The organism is Acinetobacter lwoffii (assembly GCF_024129735.1).
Taxonomy (GTDB): Bacteria; Pseudomonadota; Gammaproteobacteria; order Pseudomonadales; family Moraxellaceae; genus Acinetobacter; species Acinetobacter lwoffii_H.
The window spans coordinates 1-262 of sequence record NZ_JAMXXK010000134.1; the positions used below are offsets into that span (position 1 = coordinate 1).

Sequence of the window (262 nt, forward strand, 5' to 3'; positions counted from 1 at the left end):
ACTTATTGATAAGCTGGGGACTTAGCTTAGTTGGTAGAGCGCCTGCTTTGCACGCAGGAGGTCAGGAGTTCGACTCTCCTAGTCTCCACCACGTATCCTTCGGATACGTAATAAGCAAACGATCAGATAGCTTATAGAGCTTAGTGATAAAGCAGCGTATAATGCGCGGCATTGTTATTAACCTCTGTGATTTATCACAGTTTCCTGACCTGACGAAGGCTGGAAAAATCATTAACAGAATATATTTGAGTTGAAATAATTT

Annotated in this window: 1 tRNA gene; it reads left to right on the forward strand. The window is 41.6% G+C overall.

Annotated elements, in window-relative coordinates:
- The first annotated feature begins 15 nt into the window (after window positions 1-15).
- Window positions 16-91 (forward strand) — tRNA-Ala (locus NI469_RS15800).
- The last annotated feature ends 171 nt before the right edge of the window (window positions 92-262 follow it).